At 44.1% G+C, this 465-nt stretch carries 1 pseudogene; it reads left to right on the top strand.

Annotated features, from left to right (window positions below):
• A pseudogene (locus AB4486_RS26580) lies at positions 1–304 on the top strand (methyl-accepting chemotaxis protein); the annotation flags it as partial.
• Positions 305–465: the final 161 nt, after the last annotated feature.

Here is a 465-nt window from a genome sequence, read left to right as displayed (position 1 = left end):
GATATTGATGGAGCAAAGCCAGAAGCAAGCGAACGATACCAAAGGGGAAACCCAAGCTGCACACCTCGCCTTGTCTGAAATCAACCAAGCAATTGAAGTGATTAACGACATGAACAATCAGATTGCTTCGGCTGCCGAAGAGCAAAGCTCAGTGTCAGAAGAGATTAACCGCAATGTAGTGATCATCAATGACACCGCTGTGGAAGTGATGGACACCATGACATCATCAGTAGCAATCAGTAACGAACTGACCGTAAAAGCTGGAGATTTACACGGTGAGTTAAGCAAGTTTAAGCTCTCTTAACTCACGCTCAGTCTTCCATAAAAATAAGGCCGAGAAACGCAATGTTCTCGGCCTCTTCATTTCTTAATTCCCGCTCAGCTTCAAACTCATCGATTACAGTTCATCTATTAGATTTTACGGAACCAAGCTCGCCTAACAAAGCTACTCAGAATCCAACTCGA

Source organism: Vibrio sp. 10N.222.55.C6, assembly GCF_041473395.1.
GTDB lineage: Bacteria > Pseudomonadota > Gammaproteobacteria > Enterobacterales > Vibrionaceae > Vibrio > Vibrio crassostreae_C.
The sequence above is the reverse complement of the archived record's forward strand: the minus strand, read 5'-3'. Positions and strand labels throughout refer to the sequence as shown.